General features: G+C 38.1%; 18 protein-coding genes and 1 tRNA gene. 12 read left to right on the top strand and 7 right to left on the bottom strand.

Features of this window, described 5'->3' with window-relative positions; all coding sequences use genetic code 11:
- Window positions 1-318 precede the first annotated feature (318 nt).
- A complete protein-coding gene (locus FFJ24_RS05390) occupies window positions 319-792 on the bottom strand; it encodes a DinB family protein (RefSeq protein WP_138823263.1) in 474 nt (157 codons plus the stop codon).
- 427 nt (window positions 793-1,219) lie between these two features.
- Here FFJ24_RS05390 and FFJ24_RS05385 point away from each other — a divergent pair, with 427 nt between their 5' ends.
- Window positions 1,220-3,640: a glycoside hydrolase family 2 TIM barrel-domain containing protein gene (locus FFJ24_RS05385; RefSeq protein ID WP_138823261.1), complete on the top strand. Its 2,421-nt coding sequence runs from the start codon at window positions 1,220-1,222 to the stop codon at window positions 3,638-3,640.
- Between the two features lie 72 nt (window positions 3,641-3,712).
- Here FFJ24_RS05385 and FFJ24_RS05380 read toward each other — a convergent pair.
- Window positions 3,713-3,786 (bottom strand) — tRNA-Ile (locus FFJ24_RS05380).
- Window positions 3,787-4,011: 225 nt separating this feature from the next.
- On the opposite strand from FFJ24_RS05380, the gene FFJ24_RS05375 reads away from it, so the two are divergent.
- Window positions 4,012-6,105, top strand: a complete 2,094-nt coding sequence (locus tag FFJ24_RS05375; protein WP_138823259.1) for an HRDC domain-containing protein — start codon at window positions 4,012-4,014, stop codon at window positions 6,103-6,105.
- 5 nt (window positions 6,106-6,110) lie between these two features.
- On the opposite strand, the gene FFJ24_RS05370 is transcribed toward FFJ24_RS05375, so the two are convergent.
- Complete coding sequence (locus FFJ24_RS05370; RefSeq protein ID WP_138823257.1) at window positions 6,111-7,079, bottom strand: hypothetical protein; 969 nt, start codon at window positions 7,077-7,079, stop codon at window positions 6,111-6,113.
- Between the two features lie 153 nt (window positions 7,080-7,232).
- Here FFJ24_RS05370 and FFJ24_RS05365 point away from each other — a divergent pair, with 153 nt between their 5' ends.
- Window positions 7,233-8,501 (top strand): Hsp70 family protein, encoded by a 1,269-nt coding sequence (locus tag FFJ24_RS05365; protein ID WP_138823255.1) that lies wholly within the window; start codon window positions 7,233-7,235, stop codon window positions 8,499-8,501.
- Between the two features lie 804 nt (window positions 8,502-9,305).
- Here the strand turns inward: FFJ24_RS05365 and FFJ24_RS05360 are convergent.
- From FFJ24_RS05360 to FFJ24_RS05350, 3 genes are all read right to left on the bottom strand, one after another.
- Complete coding sequence (locus FFJ24_RS05360; protein ID WP_138823253.1) at window positions 9,306-10,082, bottom strand: AraC family transcriptional regulator; 777 nt, start codon at window positions 10,080-10,082, stop codon at window positions 9,306-9,308.
- Between the two features lie 190 nt (window positions 10,083-10,272).
- Window positions 10,273-10,470, bottom strand: a complete 198-nt coding sequence (locus tag FFJ24_RS05355; RefSeq protein ID WP_138823251.1) for a cold-shock protein — start codon at window positions 10,468-10,470, stop codon at window positions 10,273-10,275.
- Between the two features lie 7 nt (window positions 10,471-10,477).
- Window positions 10,478-10,663, bottom strand: coding sequence for a cold-shock protein (locus FFJ24_RS05350; protein ID WP_138823249.1), 186 nt, complete (start codon window positions 10,661-10,663; stop codon window positions 10,478-10,480).
- A 757-nt stretch (window positions 10,664-11,420) separates the two neighbouring features.
- Between FFJ24_RS05350 and FFJ24_RS05345 the strand changes: the two genes are divergently transcribed.
- The 3 genes from FFJ24_RS05345 (at window position 11,421) to FFJ24_RS05335 (ending at window position 15,327) form a co-directional block, all read left to right on the top strand.
- Entirely contained in the window at window positions 11,421-14,132 is a 2,712-nt protein-coding gene (locus FFJ24_RS05345) for a PQQ-dependent sugar dehydrogenase (RefSeq protein WP_138823247.1), read from the top strand.
- A gap of 230 nt (window positions 14,133-14,362) precedes the next feature.
- Window positions 14,363-14,998, top strand: coding sequence for an HAD family phosphatase (locus FFJ24_RS05340; protein ID WP_138823245.1), 636 nt, complete (start codon window positions 14,363-14,365; stop codon window positions 14,996-14,998).
- Window positions 14,999-15,006: 8 nt separating this feature from the next.
- Entirely contained in the window at window positions 15,007-15,327 is a 321-nt protein-coding gene (locus FFJ24_RS05335; RefSeq protein ID WP_138823243.1) for a DUF962 domain-containing protein, read from the top strand.
- Window positions 15,328-15,988: 661 nt separating this feature from the next.
- On the opposite strand, the gene FFJ24_RS05330 is transcribed toward FFJ24_RS05335, so the two are convergent.
- On the bottom strand, window positions 15,989-17,173 hold the full coding sequence (locus FFJ24_RS05330; RefSeq protein ID WP_138823242.1) for a proline dehydrogenase family protein: 1,185 nt from the start codon (window positions 17,171-17,173) through the stop codon (window positions 15,989-15,991).
- A gap of 94 nt (window positions 17,174-17,267) precedes the next feature.
- Between FFJ24_RS05330 and FFJ24_RS05325 the strand changes: the two genes are divergently transcribed.
- The 6 genes from FFJ24_RS05325 to FFJ24_RS05300 all read left to right on the top strand — a co-directional run bounded on the left by FFJ24_RS05325 (window position 17,268) and on the right by FFJ24_RS05300 (window position 23,299).
- Window positions 17,268-17,474: an RNA-binding S4 domain-containing protein gene (locus FFJ24_RS05325; RefSeq protein WP_138823241.1), complete on the top strand. Its 207-nt coding sequence runs from the start codon at window positions 17,268-17,270 to the stop codon at window positions 17,472-17,474.
- Window positions 17,474-18,529, top strand: coding sequence for a 3-dehydroquinate synthase (aroB, locus tag FFJ24_RS05320; RefSeq protein WP_138823239.1), 1,056 nt, complete (start codon window positions 17,474-17,476; stop codon window positions 18,527-18,529). The genes FFJ24_RS05325 and aroB overlap by 1 nt, the downstream gene beginning before the upstream one ends.
- Before the next feature lies 1 nt (window position 18,530).
- A complete protein-coding gene (locus FFJ24_RS05315; protein ID WP_138823237.1) occupies window positions 18,531-19,493 on the top strand; it encodes a sterol desaturase family protein in 963 nt (320 codons plus the stop codon).
- Between the two features lie 727 nt (window positions 19,494-20,220).
- Window positions 20,221-20,841, top strand: coding sequence for a hypothetical protein (locus FFJ24_RS05310; RefSeq protein ID WP_138823235.1), 621 nt, complete (start codon window positions 20,221-20,223; stop codon window positions 20,839-20,841).
- A 354-nt stretch (window positions 20,842-21,195) separates the two neighbouring features.
- Window positions 21,196-22,029, top strand: coding sequence for a prephenate dehydratase (locus tag FFJ24_RS05305; protein WP_138823233.1), 834 nt, complete (start codon window positions 21,196-21,198; stop codon window positions 22,027-22,029).
- Between the two features lie 130 nt (window positions 22,030-22,159).
- Window positions 22,160-23,299 (top strand): chorismate mutase, encoded by a 1,140-nt coding sequence (locus FFJ24_RS05300; protein ID WP_055907066.1) that lies wholly within the window; start codon window positions 22,160-22,162, stop codon window positions 23,297-23,299.
- Window positions 23,300-23,380 lie beyond the last annotated feature (81 nt).

Here is a 23,380-nt window from a genome sequence, read left to right as displayed (position 1 = left end):
GGGAAACATCGTTGCGAAAGATTTAAGAGGTATAGAGTTAACTAAAAAGCTCACTGAATTAATAAGTGGTCACTACCAAGCGAACCACAGCTTAGATATACATTAAGTATGCGCTCAGTATAAACGCGGTTGGATCATTGATTTTTGAAACAGCTTCCTATACTAAAAACGTATCACATTGAAAAAATCAGTGATCACAAATATACGTACAGATTATTTGAACCCAGTTGCAGCGGGTTTCCTGTCGTGGTATTAGGTGATAATGACGGCTGTGATCGTTCGTAGTAATGAGGCGAAAGCGTGTGGTCATTGATGTAATTATTCTTTAATTAACAGATTCAAGTAAGTAAAAATCTTTCCACTATGCTCTGCTTCGTGATAGTTAGCGGCTTGTAGTGCCTCGATATGATTTTTCACTTGAAATCCGATGGGTAACTCAAAAGACTCATAGTTCACAAATAAACCGGATCCCAAGTCGGATTCAAGGTGGTTAACGGTATCAATCAATAAACGTTTCACCTCATTAACACTCGGATTAATTTTCCAGGAACGTGGAGAAGATCCAATTTTAAAGGATTCCATGAATTCTTTTGAGATATACATCGGTAATCCACTACGCATATACATGTGCCGCTGTTGAGAAGTGATACAATGACCAATTTGCCAGATTATATTATTGTTAAAACCTGCTGGAATTTTAAATAATATTTCATCATCACTCGTTTCAATTAACTGCAATAGCCTGGTCCTGCTGGCTCTTAAAATTTCACATTCAAAATGTACATTAATCATTTATTTGGTTTATTCTTAAGGGATAGAAGCATCCGTAATGTGCTCTAAATTAACTTTTTCAACATTAATTTCAAACTTCATCTCACCAGAATTTTCAGTTACCCAAACCTGTAGCCAGAAACTATGGAGGCATCGACCATGGAGCGTGCATAATCACGTTACATCGGCAGCCTATCTGGAAAATCCGTAAGGCTTGACGATACAATCCCTTAGGGTGTAGAGCACCGATCTGTGTAGCTAAATGTTATAAACATGTTTGATATCAGCAAATTGGCTTGGTCATAGCGATACGGAATTGATATTTCTGTTTCTCAGGACACGGTGGTTAAGCAAGGGACCGCAATATCCAATATAACACATAATTTACGCTGAATTACTTGTTATAAATAAACGTTATAGATACATTTAATAATTATTTCTAACCAAAATGAAAAAATTATTTTACTTGTTTATCCTGATCAGTTTATCACCTGCTTTGCATGCGCAAAGCGGACGATTGGTTTTGGATTTTGATCAAAACTGGACCTTTAACCTGGGCGACGTACCAAACGGCCAAAATGTTGATTTTAATGATGCCGGCTGGCGAAAATTAAATTTACCTCATGACTGGAGCATAGAGGGAGAATTTAAAAAAGAAAACCCCGCTACTGTGGAAGGCGGCGCTTTACCAGGCGGTATAGGCTGGTACCGTAAAAGCTTTACCGTTCCGCAAACTGATAAAGACAAATTAATCTATATTGCTTTTGACGGTGTTTATCAAAAAAGCGATGTGTGGATAAACGGCCATCATTTAGGTTACAGACCAAACGGTTATATCAGTTTCAGATATGAACTTACGCCATATTTAAATTATGGCGGTAAAAATGTGATCGCTGTAAAGGCTGATAATTCTTTACAGCCAAATTCCCGCTGGTATTCCGGTTCGGGCATTTACCGCAATGTTTGGCTGATACGCACCAACAAAATTGCCGTTAACCACTGGGGTACTTTTGTAACCACACCAAAGGTAAGCGCCAGCCATGCCGATGTTAACCTGAGCGTTAGCATAAAAAACGCGGCAGGCAATACTAAACTTGCTACTGTTGTCAGCAGCATTTATGCCAATGGTAAAGTAGTAGCAAGCAAAACCCTTAACGGCGTTAATTTAAAGGATACGGTTACTACTGTAAGCCAAAATTTCGGTGTTAATAACCCGGTATTATGGTCGGTTAACAAACCGTTCCTGTATAAAGTACAAACTAAAATATTGGTGAATAATGTAGTGGTTGATCAGTATGAAACACCGCTTGGTATCCGTTATTTCAATTTTGATATAGATAAAGGTTTCAGCCTGAACGGTGTTTACATGAAAATAAATGGCGTTTGCCAACACCATGACCTGGGCGCGCTGGGCACTGCATTTAATGTGCATGCGCTGGAAAGGCAGTTTAAAATATTAAAGGAAATGGGCGTTAATGCGATACGCACCTCCCACAACCCACCCGCACCAGCGTTTTTAGACCTTGCAGACCGCATGGGCCTGATTATTATGGACGAAGCATTTGACGTATGGCAGATTCATAAGAGGCCTCAGTTCGATTCTCATCTTTTCTTTAATGAATGGCACAAACGCGACCTGACCGATCAGATACTGCGCGACAGGAATCACCCATCGGTGATGATATGGAGTATTGGAAATGAAATACCCGAGCAAAGAGATACCAGTGCGACACGTATAGCCCGTGAGCTTGCCGGTATCATCCACAAACTGGATACCACAAGGCCAATCACTACCGGCAATAATGAACCCGGCCCTGGCAATAAAATTGTTGAATCAGGCGCTGTTGACTTGTTAGGCTACAATTACCATAACGATAAACTGGCCACTTTCCAGAAGGACTACCCCGGCAAAAAATTCATTGGTACCGAAACTGCTTCGGCGCTGGAAAGCCGCGGTGTTTATAATACTTCGCCCGATACCATTAAACGATGGCCGGGAGGCGGGGTAGTTAATGGTAAAAAGGTAAGATGGACCATGAATGCCGATAATACCGTTAACGCTTATGATAATATTTCGGCACCCTGGGGTCATACCCACGAGGAAACCTGGAAAATATATAAAAAATATGCTTTTCTGTCCGGCCAGTTCATCTGGACCGGGTTCGATTATATAGGCGAACCATGGCCTTACCAATGGCCATCCCGCAGTTCATACTTCGGGATAGTAGATCTGGCGGGATTCCCTAAGGATGTTTATTATATGTACCAGGGTGAATGGACCAATAAAACAGTGCTCCACTTATTACCACACTGGAACTGGGAAGCTGGTAAAGTAGTTGATGTTTGGGCCTATTACAGTAATGCCGATGAAGTTGAACTGTTTTTGAACGGCAAATCATTAGGTACAAAATCAAAACAGGGCGACGATCTGCACATTGCCTGGAAAGTAAACTATGAGCCGGGTACCTTAAAAGCCATATCGCGCAAAAATGGCAAAGTGGTGTTAACTACCGAAGTTAAAACTGCAGGTCCACCTGCCAGGATAGAATTAAGTGCAGACAGGAGCATCATACGTTCAAACGATCATGATCTTTCTTTTATCACGGTTAAAATTGTAGATAAGAATGGCATAATGGTCCCGAATGCTGATAATGATGTCAAATTCAAATTATCAGGAGCGGATAGCTTCCTGGCAGGTGTTGATAATGGAAGCCAAACCAGCCACGAATCGTTCAAAGCCGATCATCGTAAAGCATTCAATGGCTTGGCCCTGGCAATTATTGGTGCTAAAAATAAACCAGGTAAAGTAATCATAACAGCAACAGCAGATGGCTTAACTTCTGCATCATTGCCAATTACTATCAAATAAACCAATTGGTAATCGGCCCCCAGAAAAACAAAAAACCGTCACCGAATTTCTTCGTTTGACGGTTTTTTTCAGTGGGCCCACCTGGGCTCGAACCAGGGACCAAAAGATTATGAGTCTTCTACTCTAACCAGCTGAGCTATAGGCCCGGAAAAAAGGTATTCCTTTTTTGCGAGTGCAATGTTACAAATTTGAATTGAAATTAGGAAAATGTTTTAACCATTTTTTATAAAAAGAAAGAATATAAACTCATTTTCAAGCGCTTAATTTTAATTTTCATTTTATTGAGCCTCGTTTCCGATTAAAAAATGTTGATAAAACGCCTGCTTACCTGCCCTCAAATCAATTTCGAATAGGTTAATTTTGTAATTGATATGAATACGCCCGACCCGGACAACCAACTTCTTCTGGATTTTTTAGCCACCACCAATCAGCCTGTTTTTTTAACCGGTAAAGCTGGAACCGGTAAAACTACCCTGCTACGCAAGATTAGGGATACCACAAAAAAGAATTTTGCCATTGTTGCACCTACCGCTGTTGCGGCAATAAATGCTGGTGGCGTAACGCTCCACTCCTTTTTTCAAATTCCTTTCGGCCCCCTGGTTCCGGTTGTTGATGAAAACGCTGAAAGTAATTTTAAATATTCAGACGAAAAAACAAGACTCTTACGCTGCCTTGATTTATTGATCATTGATGAGATTAGTATGGTTAGGGTTGATCTGATTGACTTTGTAGACCGTACTTTAAAGCGTGTTAAAGGCTCTAACCGTCCTTTTGGTGGCGTTCAGGTGTTAATGATCGGTGATCTGTACCAACTCTCTCCTATTTTTCACGATGCCTGGCATATCCTGGGTAGTTATTATTCCAGCCCCTACTTTTTCGATAGCCTGATTTTCAGGTCTACGCCAATGCTTACGTTCACCTTAGATAAAGTTTACCGTCAATCAGACCCCACATTTCTCGATATTTTGAACGGGATGCGGGAAAACAGTCTCGATGCCGGCCTTCTTGCCAAATTGAATGAACGTTACGATCCATCTTTAGATCAGGAATGGAAAGATGATTACATCACGCTCACCACACACAACCAACTGGTTAATGAAATTAACCAGGGCTGTTTAGAAAAATTGCCCGGAGAAATTTTCGAATTCAATGCGGAGGTAAGTGGTGATTTCCCTAAAGATGCCTATCCTACCGATGAAAAACTTCAGCTAAAGCTGGGTGCACAGGTCATCTTTATTAAAAATGATTCTTCCGGTAAAAAGCTATTCTACAACGGAAAAGCCGCAAAAATTACCGCAATCAGTCAAGATTCGATAAAAGTAACTTTCACTAACGGTGGCAGGGAAATCGAAGTAGAAAAAGAAATCTGGCAAAATGTTAAATATAGCCTGAGTGACGAAGAAAATAAAATCGACGAAACCAGTACCGGATCCTTCTCGCAATATCCATTTAAACTGGCCTGGGCCATTACCGTGCACAAAAGCCAGGGATTAACCTTCGATCAGGCAATAGTTGATGTGAGCACCGCATTTACCCATGGACAGGCTTACGTAGCACTGAGCCGTTGCAGAAGCCTGGAAGGGCTTATCCTAAAATCGCCTGTGGTTAACGAAAATATCATTACCGACGCCAAAGTGATCAGTTTCACAAAAGCGGCTCACCAGGATAAACCTACCGCTGATTTGCTGGCACGTTATACGCAGCAATATGCGTGGGGATTGATCCGTGAGCTTCTGGATTTTTCGCTGATTGCCAAAGATTGGGAAAAACTCGGGCGCTCCAAACTGATCGATAAAGATGAGAAAAATGCTTTTTTATCTATTTACGAACAGGGAAACCAGATCTTTCAACATGAGATCTTTAAAGTAGCCAGAAATTTCATTACAAAGGAGTTCTCGAAAATAAGTACCAATGAAAATCCTGCAAATGAAAGTGCTTTTATGGAACGTTTGCAGAAAGCGTCAGATTATTTCATTCCAAAACTGGAACAGCTCATTGCCTTAACGGCAAAAATTGTGGCCATCAACTTTTATAATGATACACACTCTGACAAACTCCTTACTGTTTTAAACGACTGTAAAGATGCACTCCAGATCAAGCTGGATTTATTTAAGATTTCATGGAACCCCTTTTCGATCAAAGATTATATCAATACCTTGCATGCCGCTGGCAATAAACAACCAGAGAAAAAACCGATTAAATCCAGCATTAAGCCAAAAGAGATTTCCAATCCTCAGGTTTATAAAAACCTGGTTGAATGGCGCAAAACAATAGCCCGGCAACGTGGCACTCAGGATTATGCTGTACTGTCTGATTTAGCATTACTTTCTATTGCCGAAAAAATGCCCAGAACCACCGACCAACTGGCGGCGCTTAAAAGCGTAGGTATTGGCAATGCCAAAGAACTCGGCCAGCAGATTACCCGCATTGTAAATGCGCATTTGGGTACTAGTGAGTTATTTTAAATAACCTAAGTATTTATTGCCTTTAAAATAAAGAAAATATTGACAAGAAGATAAACGGTTAAAAGAGATAAGGAGAAAAACCGATCAAACCTTTCGGCTTTTTTCTCCTCTCCTCTTTTGATCAATTTTAAAGAAAAGGCTGTTAAGATGATAACGATCAGAATAAATACTAGGGTAATTCCGTGCAAAGTATCTACCAGGGTAAAAGTAGTCGATTCAGGGAGCGAACCATCAATAATGTATTTATTACCAATTACAGCAAAAAGAGAGCCTACACTTAGCCCAAAGCGCGAGTCGATGCTGTCTGCGTGGATATAAAAGCACATATATGCAATAAAAAAAGCAACATACATGCCTAAAAACATTTTCCAGAACAGGCCAAAAGCATCTCTGCTAATCCCTATCCTCACCTTATAACTACTATATTCTGTTCTTGGCACTTTTATGCCTGGATCGCCAAAAGCCGTTTCATAAATTTTATTGGCTGTAGAAGTTTTTAAACTGTCGATATTCCACCCGCGTAGGGTAAACCGGGGATCAAACTGCTTACCTAAAGTATCAGGAACAAATACCAGGGCTGCCGAATCAAATTGTGAATTTTCTACAGAAAGCCTCAGCAATTGATGGTCGAATGGAAAATTATTGATCGACCAGGAATCTTTCATTACACACTGCAACTTCATTAGCATATATACTTCATTACCACTGCTATCTATAGTTGAAAATGATTTGCTGACCGTTTTGGCCTGTGGTATCTCCAGGTTATCAGCAAAATTAAATTCCTTGTTTTTATACTTTAGCCAAAGCCAGAAATTAATGGTATATTCTTTATCTTTAAAATCAATATCATGGATGCTCGTAACATAAATCCCTGTCTTTACGGTATCGGGTATATTTTTTTGAGCTAAAGAAACAGTGTTGATACAAAAAAGCTGGAAAATCAAGCCCAGTAAAAAGGGTATAGTAGTTTTCAACTGTGATTAATTTAAAGCGTGAATGTTTTTTTAAATATAGCGAATAAGGTTTTATATACAAGGGATATTTTAACCTTAAAAAGCTTTCAGGCCTCGCTTTTTTTTAATACTTTCGCAACCCCATTTTAGCCGACAACCACAGCATAGCAAACCATGAGTAAGTTTTTATACGGAATCGATTTTGGAACAACCAATTCGGCACTTTCTATTTATGATGAAGAAAAGAAAGAAATTGTAGACACGATTTCTATCCCTTCATTGATTTATTTTACAGAAGTAAAAAGTCTTGTGGATGGCGAAAGTCATATCGTTGGCGAAAAAGCAATAGATGCTTATTTAAGCGATGGTATGAAAGGCCGCTTTATCAAATCTATCAAACAAATCCTCTCGAGAACTACTTTTACCGAAACCCGTATTCATAATAAAAGATATACAGCTTCAGATCTGGTAACCTTAATTCTTAAAGACTTAAAAATGAAGGCTGATCAGATTATTGGTGAAGAATGTCACAAGGCCATAATAGGCCGCCCGGTTTTCTTTGATGATGATAATACAATGAAAGATACACTGGCACAAACCAGGTTAAAAAAGGCAGCAGAAAGTGCTGGTTTTACCGATGTCCGATTTCAGTTTGAACCTATTGGAGCTGCGTTTGCCTACGAAAAAAACATTACTAAGAAAGAGCGTGTTTTAGTAGCCGATCTGGGTGGAGGAACAACAGATTTCACTTACCTTATTCTCGATCCAGATAAGGTTGGCAGTAAAGACCGTAAAAATGATATGATTGCTTCTGGTGGAATTTATATTGGTGGCGATAGTCTTGATTCTGCATTTATGTGGGATAGAGGCACACCGTATTTTGGAAAAAACACCATGTACGAGGCCACACCCGGCAAGGTTTTAAATGTTCCCAAGTCGCTTTTTGCAAATATCTGCACCTGGGATAAAATGAACTTTTTTAACGGCTTAAAAATTCAGAAAGAGATAGAGGAATATTATTATTACTCTGGAAACGATCCGAAATTCAAAAACCTGATTACCTTGATCGAAAATAACCTGGGTTATTCTTTGTTCAGATCAATAGAGAAAACAAAAATTGAACTTTCTGACCAACTCGTTTCTACTTTCCACTATAACAATATGGAAATTGAGATTGATGAAAATATTTCGCTCGAACAGTATAATTCCATCATCGAAAAAGACATCAACAAAATCGATACTTACCTGGATCAGTTTATGGAAACATACAAAATCAACCCGGGAGATATAGACTGTTTGTTTTTAACCGGAGGAACATCAATGGTTTCGGCAGTCCAAAACTTGTTTAAAACTAAATTCCCGCATATTCCGCTAAACTCTGGCGATAATTTTAAAAGTGTAGCCAAAGGACTGGCTTATAGTGGTTATTTGTTTGAAAATTAATGAGCAGATTGTCATTCCATGCTGTAGCAAAGAATCTGTAACATAGCTCCTGTCAAATACCAACGATCTGGAATGCGTACCCTGTACTAAATAACAAGTAGTGCTCCCGTCTTTCGCTTTTATGCTTCGCTGCCTCGTACCTCGTTGCTGCAAGGTAACACACCAGCCGGGGCTAATGGACAATGCAGCATTTAATTTTTAGGGTATGCAAGGTACAGAACCTTTGTTCATAAACCCGATTGCAATGTAAAGCCCACAGCGCAGCGAGGACTTGAAACAAAAAGCGGGACTGCAAAACGCCAGGAACCACAGCACCTACATTTCCTGTCATCTGCAATATTATCTATTACTATTCGACACCCATACTTAAAATTTGGAGCGCTCAGCCTGCAATAAATAACACGTGTGTTCCCGTCTTTCGCTTTTACGCTTCTCTTCCTCGTATCCCCTTACTGAAGGGTACACCTGCACGCCAGTTGGGTAACACTTCAATTGCGAATAAACTATAAATACCAGATTACATTTTTATTTTAGTCATGAAAAACTAAGGCAGACGCATAACTGTAAATGCTAAAATACAATTAGGTAGCATTTTTAGGAATATTTTTTCTTGTTTAGGTTAAGATTTAATACTTTAGCGGAGGTAAAATTGGTGCGGCTGATAAAATAGATGCAGTAAGCAAAGCTTTACGCGTTAGGCGCAAAAACAATTAATGTGGTGAGGTCTGGAATACCTGTCTTCTAGAAGAGATGAAATCAAGCTGATGAAATTTCTTTGGCAGACGCACCAATTTTTCATTGAATTTAGGCCAGGCGGCTGAATCTTAATACAGACATGCCCTTGTGACGTCTAAAACTCTTATTAAAATTAGTAGTTTGTTCAAAGCCCAATAGTTCAGCTATTTCATCAATTGTATAATCGCTATTGAGCAATAATTCTTCCGCTTCGCGCATAATGCGATCTTTTATAAGCACTGTCAGGCTTTTTCCAAGCACCCGATCTAAAAATCTATTTAGTTTACCAGCACTCATCCCCATACCTTCTGCGTAAAATTGAATGGATCTTTCTTGCCTGTAAAATTGTTCTAAAATTGCCCTGAATCTCAATACCTGCTGTAAATCATCTAAAGTTAAGGCAGCCAGATAGCCATCTAAACCAGCTGTATAACCCAGAAATAAAGATAAGTACTGGGCTAAAAAGGGCATATCTTTTTTATCATTGATTTCTCTTTTTAGCTGATCGAGTAAACTATAAGTTTTAGTCGATTTGTGTGAATCAAGATCTCTGAAAGATAAATTTAAAAAGAGATTCTTAGCCTTCGGATCTAAGTGCTGAAGTAAAAACTCTGCGTACAATAAACTACTAAAACTCAACCAATAACCTGAAGTAATTTCGCCATCAAGCCTAACGAGGCCTTCTTCAGGAATAAAAAAAATCCTGCCTTTTAACAAAGTGTAATCGCCAGAATTCATGCATAAAAAGCCATTTCCATCGCGTACAATCAACATGCGCATGGGGTAGATTGCCTGCAACGCACGTTCTCTTCGAAAAAAACCTTTGATAGGCTCTAGCTGTATCATAAAAATTTAAGGATAAACAATTTGTAAGATCAAATTCATCTGATTTGCTTACAAGCTGCTAAAATAAATTATTATAATGATAAATGCTTTCTGTAATACAGATTAAAGAATTGAATCGTTAAATCAGCATCATTCTTTTGCTTACATAATTAAATGATAATAGGATAAAAAGATATTCGAGAATACTGATCTATGCAGATAGCACAATTACCTTAGTGGCCTCAATACCATTTGACGTAAATTCAATATCAAACTGAACAATATTATTGGATTTTATTGGATCGACTACACCATGAGCAAAAACACTTAGCTCTCTTCCGCCATTTGATGGTGTAATACTGCCAACGCCTTCTTTTTGATTATAAAATTTTACTGTACCTAATCTCATCGGAATATTAAATCAATTTCACATTAACCGCACTAGGACCTTTTTTACCTTGAGCAACCTCAAATGCCACCCGATCATTCTGATTTATTTTATCAGTTAAGCCTGTAGCGTGAACAAAAATTTCTTCTCCGTTTTCTGTTATAATGAAACCAAAACCTTTAGATTCATTATAAAATTTTACTGTTCCTTGCATTTTTATTTAGATTTTACTCAATAAACATACAAAAAACAAAAAAAGTTTAGCGATTAATTAAATTTCTATAACAGATCAATAGACCAAGCAATGGTTAGCACTAATAATCAAGAGTTGAATTTAAAAACCGATACAACAAGCAATGTCTTACCGGTATCGAAGACCCGATTGGCATACAACAGGTTGTTGGTTTACGTTTATAAGTGCATAGTCCAACTATCCTAAATAATAAAAGGATTAATAGAATACCAGACAATAAATCCAGTCTTCACTTGAATGCTCAATTATAGCTAATCATCAAAATAAACCTTCATGGAAAGAAGTTTCTCATTGAAAAAGTATTTAAAAATTGAACTAACCCTTTTTTTCGCTAAAAATTACAAAGAAAACGCTAAAACCACCTAAAAGGGAAACTATCCCAAGAATCAAATTTACTTTATCGCCCATTTTGGTAAGTTACAGATTAAAATGACAATGACAATAAACTGACAAAAAAATAGCATTAAAAACAACTTATGGTTGTACGATTTTAAACATGAACCTAACCATACAGATTTTGAGGAATAATATTTTGATGATATGACCTGATTTTTAGTATGATGGCTAATTTTAAGCAAGCATTGTAATAGCCATCATTTCATGATTTTACCAATCGATAACGAATATATATTCCGCTATTTTTCGCATAAATTTTGATACAATACTTAAGGCTATAAAAGTATATCCTATATTTATTAAAAATCATTCAACCAAATAAATGAAAACAACCTTTACCCTTCTGTTATCTGCCATTGCATTTGTATTTATATCGGCAACAACATTGAACAAAAACGTGTACGAAAGCAAAACTTTCGATTTTTTTCCAAAACATAAAATAGACACACCAGACCAGGACCGCTTTGTGAAGGTTACCCTTGCACAAGGAGAATTTACAGAACCTACTGAAATGACGATACTTCCAAACCTGGATATTTTAGTTGCCCAACGCAGGGGTGAGGTATTGATTTATAAAAATCAGACTAAAAAAATTAAAGAAGCGGGTAAACTAGATGTTTATTTTAAAACCAGCACCCCTAATGTAAATGCAGAAGAAGGTTTATTGGGTATGGCCGCAGATCCAAAATTTGCTGTAAATAAATACATCTATCTTTTTTACAGTCCATTTGATAAATCTGTCAACCGGTTATCCAGATTTAAATTGGTTAACGATCAGATTGTAAAAGAATCGGAAAAAATTGTGCTGGAATTCTATTCTCAGCGCGAAATATGCTGTCACACCGGAGGATCTATTGCTTTTGGATCAGATAACCTGCTATATGTATCAACAGGTGATAACTCTACCCCATTTGATGCTCCAAAACAGCAATATGTAAACAAAGGCTATGCCCCGCTCGACAATAGAAAGGGATTTGAACAATACGACTCCAGGAGATCCGCTGGTAATACGAACGATTTGAGGGGAAAAATACTTAGAATCAAGGTAAATGAAGATGGGACTTACAGTATCCCGGACGGTAACCTTTTCCCTAAAGACAATCCGAAAACCAAACCTGAAATTTATATAATGGGTAACAGAAACCCTTACCGCATTTCTGTAGATCAAAAAACCAACTTCTTATACTGGGGCGAGGTTGGACCTGATGCACCGGACGATGACGATTTGAGAGGTCCCAGAGGTTATGACGAAGTAAATCAGGCCCGTAAAGCAGGTAATTTTGGCTGGCCCTTATTTATTGGCAATAATTATCCTTATAAAGCTTACGATTATACCAATGGCGCAAATGGAAATGCATTTGATCCGGCAAAACCGATCAATAATTCGCCAAACAACACCGGTTTAGAGCAACTGCCGCCGGCACAACCTGCTTATATCTGGTATCCTTACGGAGAATCGAAAGAATTCCCACAGGTTGGTGCAGGTGGCCGAACAGCAATGGCCGGTCCGGTGTACTATGCCTCAGCAAATTCACCTTACCCAGCTTATTATAACGGGAAGCTGATTATTTATGAATGGGTACGTGGTTGGGTTAAAGCGGTAACCATGAATGCACAAGGTGATTATGTAAGCATGGAGCCCTTTATGTCTAATGTTTCTTTAGCAGCACCTATTGACATGGAATTGGGTCCCGATGGAAAATTGTATATCCTGGAGTACGGTAAAGGCTGGTTCACCAAAAACCCTGATGCTGCAATTACCAGAATAGACTACATGAAAGGTAACCGCCCACCCTTGGTTGAAAGCCTGAACATTGCGAAAACGAGTGGTTTATTGCCTTATAAAATGACGGCAACAGTTACCGCTAAAGATCCTGATGGAGATCCTTTAACCTATATATGGAACCTGGGAAAAGGCATTACCAAAACCACCACCAGGCCAACGCTACAGTATACTTTCGCTAAAGCAGGCGAATATCCGGTAAGTGTCACCGTAATAGACAATAATAAAGCTTCGGCAAAAAGCCAGGTGATACCGGTATATGCAGGGAACGAACACCCAACTGTAACTATAGACTTAGCTGGAAACAAGAGCTTTTACTTTCCCAATAAACCAGTTGATTATAAAGTTTTAGTAAGCGATAAAGGTGCTAAAGTGAACAATAACCGCATATATATTTCAAATACTTATACAGAAGGAACCGATTTGGCTGGCGCACAATTGGGTCATCAGCAGGCAGCACAAACCATCATTGGTAAAGCACTGATGTTGAAATCTGATTGTAGCACCTGCCATAAAGAATCGGCAGTTTCTATTGGGCCGGCTTTTGATAAAATTGCAGCAAAATATAAAAACGACCCTAAAGCGGTTGATTACCTGGCTTCAAAGGTGATTGGCGGTAGCCATGGCGTGTGGGGAGAAGTACCAATGCCTGCACACACCGCGATGAAAGAAGCTGAAGTTAAAAAAATTACGGAGTGGATTATGACTTTAGGTAATAAAGAAGCGGTTAAAGCATCACTTCCAACTGCAGGCAAAATCATTCCAACAGCTGCTACTGATAAGAAGAAATCAGTTTTAACACTAAAGGCAACTTATACAGACGCAGGAGGTACAGCATTAAAAAAAACGTTAACCACAACAAAAGTGATCAACCTGAGAAGTAATGTAATTAATGCAGACGACATTAACGATTTTGGAGGCTTTGAGCGTAAAGATATTTATGGCGGGGAGAAACTCATTCTCACCAGTGATAACGGCTGGATAGCCGTTAAAAATGTTGATTTAACCGGTATTTCTGGATTTGAATTTTCTTTCCTGAACCTTGATTCTGGATCGGATGGCGAAATCGAAATCAGATTGGACGATAGTAAAGGCATTATGATCGGGAAATCTACTTTTAGAAAAAGTGTGCCTGTCAATATGATTTCGGACGGAAAAAATCATGATATTTATTTCGTATTTAAAGCGATAAAAACAGTCGATAAAAAGAAGCGGACTATTATCCAATCGATTACGGTAGCGCCTAAATAGGTCTATAAATAAAATTATTTTTATGTTGCGTCATTCCCGTGAAGGTGGGAATCTTAGTGCAAATAGAAAATACCACTAAGCATTAAGATCCCCAATCATTTAGGAATGACGCATCTACAAAGTATTACTCGCCAATTAAGCACTGCGGGTTTTTTATTGTAAAAATTGATGATTTAATACCTTTCATTAATCCAGCAATAATATCTTTGCAGCAAATTCAGAAGATTTACATGCAAAACATTAAAAACATTATTTTTGATTACGGAAACGTAATATTTGATATAGATTTCAGAATTGCTCAGGCTTCTTTTCAAAAACTGGGTATTACAGATATCGAAAATTTCTTTGCACACAAAGCGCACAACCAGCTATTTGATGACTTTGAAACTGGTGCCATTTCTCCGGCCGAATTTAGGAAGGGAATTAGAAATGCCGCGGGCAAACCTGAATTAACCGACCAGCAGATTGATGAGGCATGGAATAGCCTGTTAATTGGAACGATACAAGAAAACCACGATTTACTGCTTGAAGTAAAAGAAAAATACCGTACTTTTTTGTTAAGCAACAATAACGAAATCCATTACGATTGGATTATCAATTACCTGAAGACAACATTCGAGATTAATAATTACGATGCTTATTTTGAGAAAGCTTATTTCTCGCAACAGATGAAACTGCGCAAACCCAATACCAATATTTTTGAGCAGGTATTAAAAGAAAACAACTTAGATCCGGCAGAGACCTTATTTATAGACGATAGCCCACAACATATAGAAGGTGCTAAAAAAGTGGGCTTAAATGCATTATTAATGACCGAAAAACCGGCACAGCTGGGTGCCTTTTTAAAAGCAAACGGGATTTTGTAAATTAGGATATGTCAGAAAAAAAGTTCAAGTCGCTAAAAGAGTTCTACCCTTTTTACTTGTCAGAACATAAGAATACCACATCGCGTATCCTGCATTTTATTGGTACTGGTTTGGTTTGCCTGGCTTTTTTTACTGGCTTTCTTTTTCACAACTGGCATTTCTTTTTGGCGATACCGGTATTGGGATATGGTTTTGCATGGGTGGGGCATTTCTTTTTCGAGAAAAACAAACCTGCTACTTTTCAATATCCAGGCTATAGTTTAGTGAGCGATTTTATCCTGTTCTACGATTTGTTATCAGGCAGACAATCTTTTGTAGTGAAGAAATAGTTTTCAGCAGTTTAAAAAACGACCTTTCCATCTAAACTCGATTGAAGCAGCATCCTTTTTGGCTTTCACCCTGAGCGAAGTCGAAGGGCAGCCAAAAAGATACAGCGCAAAGCGAGGCTGCATGCCCCGAAGAACTACTGCACACTCATTTCCAAAAAAACAAGCTGATTTTCACAAGCGGTCGTCACCCTGAATTTATTTCAGGGTCTTAAACGTTAAGATATTGCTATCTCAAGTATACTTCGGGCTTATTTCCGAAAAAGAAGGCTTATTGACTACAATCGTTTTATATAAAGAAGTAATTTTTGCAAGGCATAATAAAAAATTAGCCTTGCAAACTAAACTCGATTGAAGCGGCATCCTTTTTGGCTGTCACCCTGAGCGAAGTCGAAGGGTAGCCAAAAAGATACAGCGCAAAGCGAGGCTGCATGTTCCGAAGGACTACTGTATGTTCATTTCCAATAACAATAAAAAAACTATAAGACATGAAAGATGCTGAAATAAATCCGACATGACGATACGAAATGAAAAATCGTCATCTCGACTGAAGCGCAGTGAAATGGAGAGATCTGCCAGACATAGATTTCTCGACTTAGTTGCACTCCGTTTGAAATGACGACTCTGTTAACTGAAAACCACCAACTGTGAACTGAAAACTGAACTACAGTTTTCTTCTTTTTAATTCTCTTTCAATCAAACCAAGTTCACGGCCAGTTTGTCCGGCCACTGAAGTATTTTCCTGTGCTCTTCTGAATAAATAAGGCATTACTGCTTTAATCGGTCCATAAGGAACATATTTTGCTACATTATAGTTCGAATCTGCAAGGTTAAAACTTAAGTTATCACTCATTCCTAATAACTGGGCAAAATATACATGAGGATGATTGTGTGTTATATTTTTTTCCTCTAAAAGATAGGTTAATAAGCGGCTGCTATCTTCATTATGCGTTCCGGCAACAATGGCGATCTCCTCAATATGATCAATACAATAACGTAAAGATTCGTTATAATCGCGGTCAGATGCTTCTTTATCAGGCTGAATTGGCGAAGGATATCCCATTTCCAAAGCGCGTTTACGCTCCTTTTCCATGTAGGCACCACGTACCATTTTTACGCCTAAAATAAAACCATCTGCTTTGGCTATTAAGTGGTCGGCTTTCATATCGGCTAATTTATCATGACGATACATTTGGTAAGTATTGTACACAATAATCCGCTCGCGGTTAAATTTACGCATCATATCCAGCGCCAACTCATCAATGGTATTCTGAATCCAGGTTTCTTCAGCGTCAATCATGATTGGCACAGCTTTATCGAAAGCCGTTTTACAGATCATTTCGCAACGCAGTTTTACTTTTTCATATTCTGTCTGTTCTGCCGCAGTTAAAGTTTCTTTGGCATCCAGTTTCTGTAATAGCGCAAAACGGCCGATACCTGTTATTTTGAAAACCGTAATCGGAATTTTGGTATCGCCATCGGCACGCACGATCGTGCGGATAATTTCGGCACAGGTTTCGTCAAAAACCTGTTCTTCTTCTTCTCCTTCTACCGAATAATCTAAAATGGTACCTACCCCGCCTTTATCCAATTGCTCAATAGCTTTATTACATTCTGCAATGGTTTCACCACCGCAAAACTGTTGAAAAATGGTTGCTTTGATAGCGCCCTGAATCGGCAAACCAATATTTAAAAAGAAATTTGTAATGGCCGGACCAACTTTGGTCAGGAAATTATTGCCAATCATTTTAAAAAGCCAGTATGCTTTTTTAAGCTCATGGTTAGATTTTTGACGGAAAGCAATTTCCGTATTGTCGAAATTTGGTTGTTTTTGGTTGGATAAATCCATTTTTTACTATATGATAAGTCAGATTGGTGCAAAATTATAAAAAGCATTGGTTGTTAAAACTAAAAACCTCTAAATAATCGTATTTTTGCATAAAATGATACAATTCAAATTAGAAGGCGAATTTATTCCGTTAATCCAACTGCTAAAAGCAAACGGATTAGTTGGCAGTGGTGGTGACGCCCAAACTGTTGTTGAGGATGGTTTAGTAAAAACTAACGGCGAGGTCGAATTCCGCAAACGCTACAAGGTTAGAGTTGGCGATATTATTACTTTTGGGGAAAATAAAATAGAAATTATTTAATGGAACCACTCACCAGCGCAGGACACACCCTTTATTTCGAAAGTGATTTAGCCGCTTTAAAAGTACTTTTAGAAAGCAACAAATACAGCAAAATTTTTGTACTTGCTGATGAACATACCAGTGAAATATGCTTACCCCTTTTTCAGTCAATTTTAGATTTTTCTGAATTTGACCTCATTGAAACTTCGGCAGGTGAAGAAAATAAAAACATTGATTTCTGTATCGGCATTTGGAAAACCTTACTGGATTTTGAAGCCGACCGCAAAAGTTTAATGATCAATCTGGGCGGTGGCGTAATTACAGATATGGGTGGCTTTATTGCCTCAACCTACAAACGCGGAATCGATTTCATTAATATCCCTACAACCCTCCTTTCGCAGGTTGATGCTTCGGTAGGTGGTAAAACCGGGATTGATATTGACAATGTAAAAAATATGGTTGGTACCTTTACCCTGCCGCAAATGGTTTTTATTGAAACTGCTTTTTTAAAAACACTGCCAGAGCGCCAACTTTTATCGGGTTTTGCCGAAATGATTAAACACGGTTTAATTTACGATAAGCCTTACTACGAGAAATTAAAGGCAAGCAGCTATTTAACGCCGACTGCAGCGGACATTTACCGCTCGGTTGAAATTAAAAATGAAGTGGTAACCATCGATCCCCATGAGAAAAACCTGCGTAAGATTTTAAACTTTGGTCATACCATTGGTCATGCTATAGAAGGTTACTCTTTGGCAAACGACGAAAATCCGTTAACACATGGCGAGGCCATTGCCATTGGTTTTGTGTGCGAGGCAGCGCTTTCCATTAATAACAGTACGCTGAGTACGGAAGAACTGGAAGATATCAGTAAATATATCTTATCATTATACCCTAAATACCGCATCAAAAAAGAAAGCCACAATACACTTTTAGATTTAATGAAAAGTGATAAAAAAAACGAAGATGGAAACATCCTATTCTCACTTTTAGAAAGCATAGGTAAATGCACGTTTAACTGCCGTGTAAGTACAGCCGATATTTTAAGCAGTTTAGATTACTATAATAGTTTATAAAATGAAGTATACCGGAAGTGACATTTCTGTTATCGGGCTATTTGGCTTTGTAATCGTTTTAACCTTAGTTGAAATGTATTTCAGCTATCAGCACGACAGAAAATTATATACCAAACGCGATACCTGGACGAACATCTACCTGATGACGGCAGCCGTTGTAATTAATTTAGGCACCAAAACAGGTACCTTTTTTCTACTGGAATATTGTTACCAATTCCGCTTATTCCAGATCTCAAATGTTTGGGTGTATTGGCTTGTTTTGATTTTAGCTCAGGATTTTCTGTATTGGTTTTTGCATACCGTTGGTCATTATGTACGCTTTTTCTGGGCAATGCATGTTACACATCACTCATCTGAACACTTTAACTTAACCACGGGTTTCCGTTCAACTGTTTTTGAGCCATTGTACAGGGTTTTCTTTTATCTTCCGCTAGCATTCATGGGCTTTACTGCGGTTGATATTCTTTTTGCCTACCTGGTTACCCAGATTTATGGAAATTTGGTTCACACCCAATACAACATCAAATTCCCTAAATGGTACGAATACATCTTCGTTACGCCATCGCACCACCGGGTACACCACGCCAGCAATGTGCGTTATTTAGATAAAAACATGGGTATGGTATTAATCCTATGGGACAGGTGGTTTGGCACTTTCCAGGAAGAATTGCCTGAAGATGTAGTGAAATACGGCTTAACCACACAACCAAAGGATACCGGCCCTGTAAATATTATTTTCCATGAGTTTATTGCTTTAACAGCCGACGTTAAAAAGGCACCAACATTCGTGGATAAAGTGAAATACATTTTCAATCCACCGGGATGGAGCCATGACGGAAGCACTAAAATTGCTAAAATTATGCAACAGGAATTACGTGACGAGGAAAAGAGAAAATACGAAGAACTGCAACAGCAAAAAGTAAAAGGCCTTAACGATCGGGGAGAGTTAAGTTCTACAGGATAAAAAATTAAGCTAAAGGTCTGTGTATCCACACGGACCTTTTTCGTGATATGCTTTAGCTATTGTTTTTTAACCACAGATGCACACAGATAAACGCAGATAACATTTTTCGAACAGATGTTTCATCGCCTGTATGTACTGGTTACGCTTCTATTGATAGTACTCAATTAGTAAAGTCGTCATTCCCGCACAAACCTATCGTGTGGACACATCTTTTAAGTATTTTTAGGCGTTTTGCTAACTAACTTTAATAAAGCACCGATTATAACCAAGGACGCTGTCAATCCCAAGAGCCGGGGAAATCAAAAAAACAGGTGCAGAACAGTAAAAATGGCAGTAACAAACCTGAAACGCAGTGGTTTTGTGTTCATAACCTATGATCTAATTTAAAAAAAATATTGAACACAAACCCCGCAGGGCTCAATCAGACCAAAGAAAACACAAACAATACCTGATTAAACGAAGTGCCGCTGTTTTTTTGATGCGCGTGAGATTGCGCAAAAGGCTTATTGCTGGATCCGATAGCCATCGGATGACAAAGCGCTTTGGGTACTTTAGCGCTCCAAAGTGCCATGCCCAGCGGCATAGAGCGATAGAAGAATGTTATAATTAATTGTGTCCACACGATAGGCACAAACGGGAATCTTAATGCTATGCACACAATTCAAAAATCAGTACGCTTTCTTTATGTTTGTCGTTAATTTAGCATATTGCAGTAAATTACATCATCATGAAAAAGCTAGTGCTCTTCTTTATGTCTATTCTTCTGCTAACGTTCGCTATAAACGCACAAGAAGTTCAAAAAATAAGATATTTCGATGTAAACGATAAAGAAATCAGCAAATCTATCTTTGAAGAAAAACGAATTACAAACGCTGTTTTGGATATTCCTGGTGATTCATCCAATCATCATAAACTAATCAACAGAGAAGAACAAGGTAAAATAAATGATAAGATAAAACTCATTTCATTTTTAGAAAATGCTTCACATAAAAAGATCGACTCTTTACAACAAATTGTAATTATTTATCACCCGGGATCTGACCCTTGCAATTCTACAGGCAATATTGATTTTACTATTTCAACCTATAAAGAGATTGAAAAAGGCGTTATCAAAATCGCCAAGGCTAAAACATTTTATATCTATAAAGATATTAAGGGCCTCGAAAGATATAAAAATGCAATTCCATGGATTAAGGATTCGGAGCAAATTGTAGAAAAGCTATTTTTCAAATACCACTATCCATGCAGTAGTTTTACCGTTATTTCAAAAAACGGTAACTACTCAAGTTATTTTGGTGAATTTTATAAGGATCTTGTTCTTGAAACCTCAAAAAAGCTCAAGAAATGATTTAAATATACAATTCAACAAGAAACTATCTGTCTGTTATTATAACATCCTAACCATATAAAAATCCGTTTTTAAGCCATTTCAAGAAACAAAAAAACCTATCAAAAAAACAGCCCATTTTTAACAAAATTTAATTCTATTAAAAATATTTTCAATTTCCTATTGACAAATTAAATTTTGTTACTACATTTGGCTCAACAAAAAAAGAAATGCAAATTACAAACACATATTACTTTGGTTACTTTTACTATTTTAGTAAGAGCCGGGGCTAATATGCAAAAAGATATATAACAATATTAAAATGTATAAAAAAGTCCCGGCAAACAGCCGGGACTTTTTTGTTTTAACGCAAAAATGGAAACGAAAAAACGTGTAGCAATTCAGGGTATTAAAGCATCTTTTCACGAAGAAGCCGCCTACAAATTCTTTGGTAAAGACATTGAAACTGTTGAGTGTAATTCTTTTAAGGAAACCTGCGACAAGCTGGAGAAAAGCGATGCCGACTTTGTGGTAATGGCTATCGAAAACTCTATCGCCGGCAGTTTATTGCCAAACTATACGCTGATCAGAGATTTTGGTTTTTCGGTTGTGGGCGAAGTTTACTTACCTATTCAGTTGCACTTAATGGCACTACCGGGCGTAAAGTTTGAGGATATTAAAGTGGTTACTTCACACCCTATCGCCATTCGCCAGTGTATTGATTTCTTTTACGATTACCCACACATTAAAATTGTAGAGAGCAACGATACCGCTGCCTGCGCAAAACGGATCCAGGAAGAGCAATTAACAGATACCATGGCCATTGCAAACAGCTTAGCTGCTGAACTTTACGGATTAAATATTTTGGAACGCCGGGTAGAATCGAACAAGAAAAATTACACCCGTTTTCTGATCCTTAAAAAAGACAAAACAGACGAAGGAAAAAAAATAAACAAAGCATCAATCTGTTTTCAGGTTGGACACAAGGCAGGCTCATTGGCAACTGTGTTAAATATTTTCGCAGAACAAGAGGTAAGCTTAACAAAAATACAATCTATGCCTGTTTTAGGTAAAAGAAACGAGTATTACTTTTACGTTGATTTAGAATGGCCAAGTACCGAAAAGTATGATAAGGCCATTAGAAAGGCATTAAAATATACATCAAACTTTAATATCCTGGGAGAGTACCAGAAGAATGATAAAGTGTAAAAAGTCAGGAATCCTAAGTCAGGAGTCCAAAGACAAATAGAGGAACATTCAAACTTGTAATAATAAAATAATTAAAATATAACTTCAGACTTCCGACTAGGGACTCTGGACTTTAAACAAACCCGTCATCATGAAACTTAATTTAAACATTCAGCCTTTAAACACCTGGTTAAACGTAAACAACGAACCATTAATCATTTCTGGTCCTTGTAGTGCAGAAACTGAAGAACAATTATTAACTACAGCACATTTATTGGCTGCTACCGGTAAAGTATCGGTATTGAGAGCTGGTATCTGGAAACCCCGTACCCGCCCGGGAGAATTCGAAGGTATCGGAAGCATTGGTTTAGAGTGGTTAAAACGTGCTAAAGCAGAAACAGGCTTACCAACGGCTGTTGAAGTTGCCAATGCAAAACACGTTGAAGAGGCTTTAGCAGCTGGTGTAGATATCCTTTGGATTGGTGCACGTTCTACGGTAAATCCTTTCACTGTTCAGGAAATTGCTGATGCTTTAAAAGGCCATGATGTTCCGGTGCTAATCAAAAACCCGGTTAACCCAGATTTACAGTTATGGATCGGTGCAATTGAGCGTATCAATGGCGCAGGAATTACTAAAATCGGGGCTATTCACCGCGGTTTCTCATCATTCGAGAAAAGTTCTTTCCGCAATGAACCGATGTGGGAACTTGCAATCCAGTTAAAAACACTTTGTCCTGAATTACCGATCATTAACGATCCAAGTCACATTTGTGGTAACCGTGAACTGATCCCTTACATTTCTCAAAAAGCATTGGATTTAGATATGCAGGGTTTAATGATCGAATCGCACGTAGATCCTTCTGTTGCCTGGACAGATGCTAAACAGCAAGTTACACCAGCTGCTTTAGCTGAATTGGTAGATCGTTTAACGGTACGTGAACCGGAAGCACCAAACGAAGCTTTCGCTGATAAATTGGCTGATCTACGTAAATCAATCGATAAAATTGATGATATCTTATTACAGAAATTAGGTGAACGGATGGCTATTGTAGAGAAAATCGGTGAGTTTAAACGTGATAATCAGGTAACTATTTTACAGGTTAACCGTTGGGATGCCATCATTAAAAAAGGTCACGCTTTTGCAAAAGCTTTAAAATTAGACTTAAACTTTACCGAGAAATTCTTAGAATTAATGCACGGTGAATCAATCCGTAAGCAGACGGAAATTATGAATGCTGGTAAAGCTGAAAAAGGCATTGCTGCAGAACAACATACTGAGGTTAAAGCATAATAAGGTAGAGGGTTTGAAGGTTTAAGGTGGAGGGTAAAGTCTAAATCTTAAAAACAAAGATCTTTAAAAAGGTAAAGGTTT

This window comes from Pedobacter sp. KBS0701 (assembly GCF_005938645.2).
GTDB lineage: Bacteria > Bacteroidota > Bacteroidia > Sphingobacteriales > Sphingobacteriaceae > Pedobacter.
The sequence above is the reverse complement of the archived record's forward strand: the minus strand, read 5'-3'. Positions and strand labels throughout refer to the sequence as shown.

Bases quoted from the DNA above. Each gene is read 5' to 3' on its own strand.
- FFJ24_RS05310 (WP_138823235.1), top strand. From the start codon at position 20,221: ATGAAAAAGCTAGTGCTCTTCTTTATGTCTATTCTTCTGCTAACGTTC.
- FFJ24_RS05345 (WP_138823247.1), top strand. From the start codon at position 11,421: ATGAAAACAACCTTTACCCTTCTGTTATCTGCCATTGCATTTGTATTT.
- aroB (WP_138823239.1), top strand. From the start codon at position 17,474: ATGGAACCACTCACCAGCGCAGGACACACCCTTTATTTCGAAAGTGAT.
- FFJ24_RS05305 (WP_138823233.1), top strand. From the start codon at position 21,196: ATGGAAACGAAAAAACGTGTAGCAATTCAGGGTATTAAAGCATCTTTT.
- FFJ24_RS05350 (WP_138823249.1), bottom strand. From the start codon at position 10,663: ATGCAAGGAACAGTAAAATTTTATAATGAATCTAAAGGTTTTGGTTTC.
- FFJ24_RS05300 (WP_055907066.1), top strand. From the start codon at position 22,160: ATGAAACTTAATTTAAACATTCAGCCTTTAAACACCTGGTTAAACGTA.
- FFJ24_RS05315 (WP_138823237.1), top strand. From the start codon at position 18,531: ATGAAGTATACCGGAAGTGACATTTCTGTTATCGGGCTATTTGGCTTT.
- FFJ24_RS05335 (WP_138823243.1), top strand. From the start codon at position 15,007: ATGTCAGAAAAAAAGTTCAAGTCGCTAAAAGAGTTCTACCCTTTTTAC.
- FFJ24_RS05330 (WP_138823242.1), bottom strand. From the start codon at position 17,173: ATGGATTTATCCAACCAAAAACAACCAAATTTCGACAATACGGAAATT.
- FFJ24_RS05340 (WP_138823245.1), top strand. From the start codon at position 14,363: ATGCAAAACATTAAAAACATTATTTTTGATTACGGAAACGTAATATTT.
- FFJ24_RS05360 (WP_138823253.1), bottom strand. From the start codon at position 10,082: ATGATACAGCTAGAGCCTATCAAAGGTTTTTTTCGAAGAGAACGTGCG.
- FFJ24_RS05385 (WP_138823261.1), top strand. From the start codon at position 1,220: ATGAAAAAATTATTTTACTTGTTTATCCTGATCAGTTTATCACCTGCT.
- FFJ24_RS05355 (WP_138823251.1), bottom strand. From the start codon at position 10,470: ATGAGATTAGGTACAGTAAAATTTTATAATCAAAAAGAAGGCGTTGGC.
- FFJ24_RS05390 (WP_138823263.1), bottom strand. From the start codon at position 792: ATGATTAATGTACATTTTGAATGTGAAATTTTAAGAGCCAGCAGGACC.
- FFJ24_RS05375 (WP_138823259.1), top strand. From the start codon at position 4,012: ATGAATACGCCCGACCCGGACAACCAACTTCTTCTGGATTTTTTAGCC.
- FFJ24_RS05325 (WP_138823241.1), top strand. From the start codon at position 17,268: ATGATACAATTCAAATTAGAAGGCGAATTTATTCCGTTAATCCAACTG.
- FFJ24_RS05365 (WP_138823255.1), top strand. From the start codon at position 7,233: ATGAGTAAGTTTTTATACGGAATCGATTTTGGAACAACCAATTCGGCA.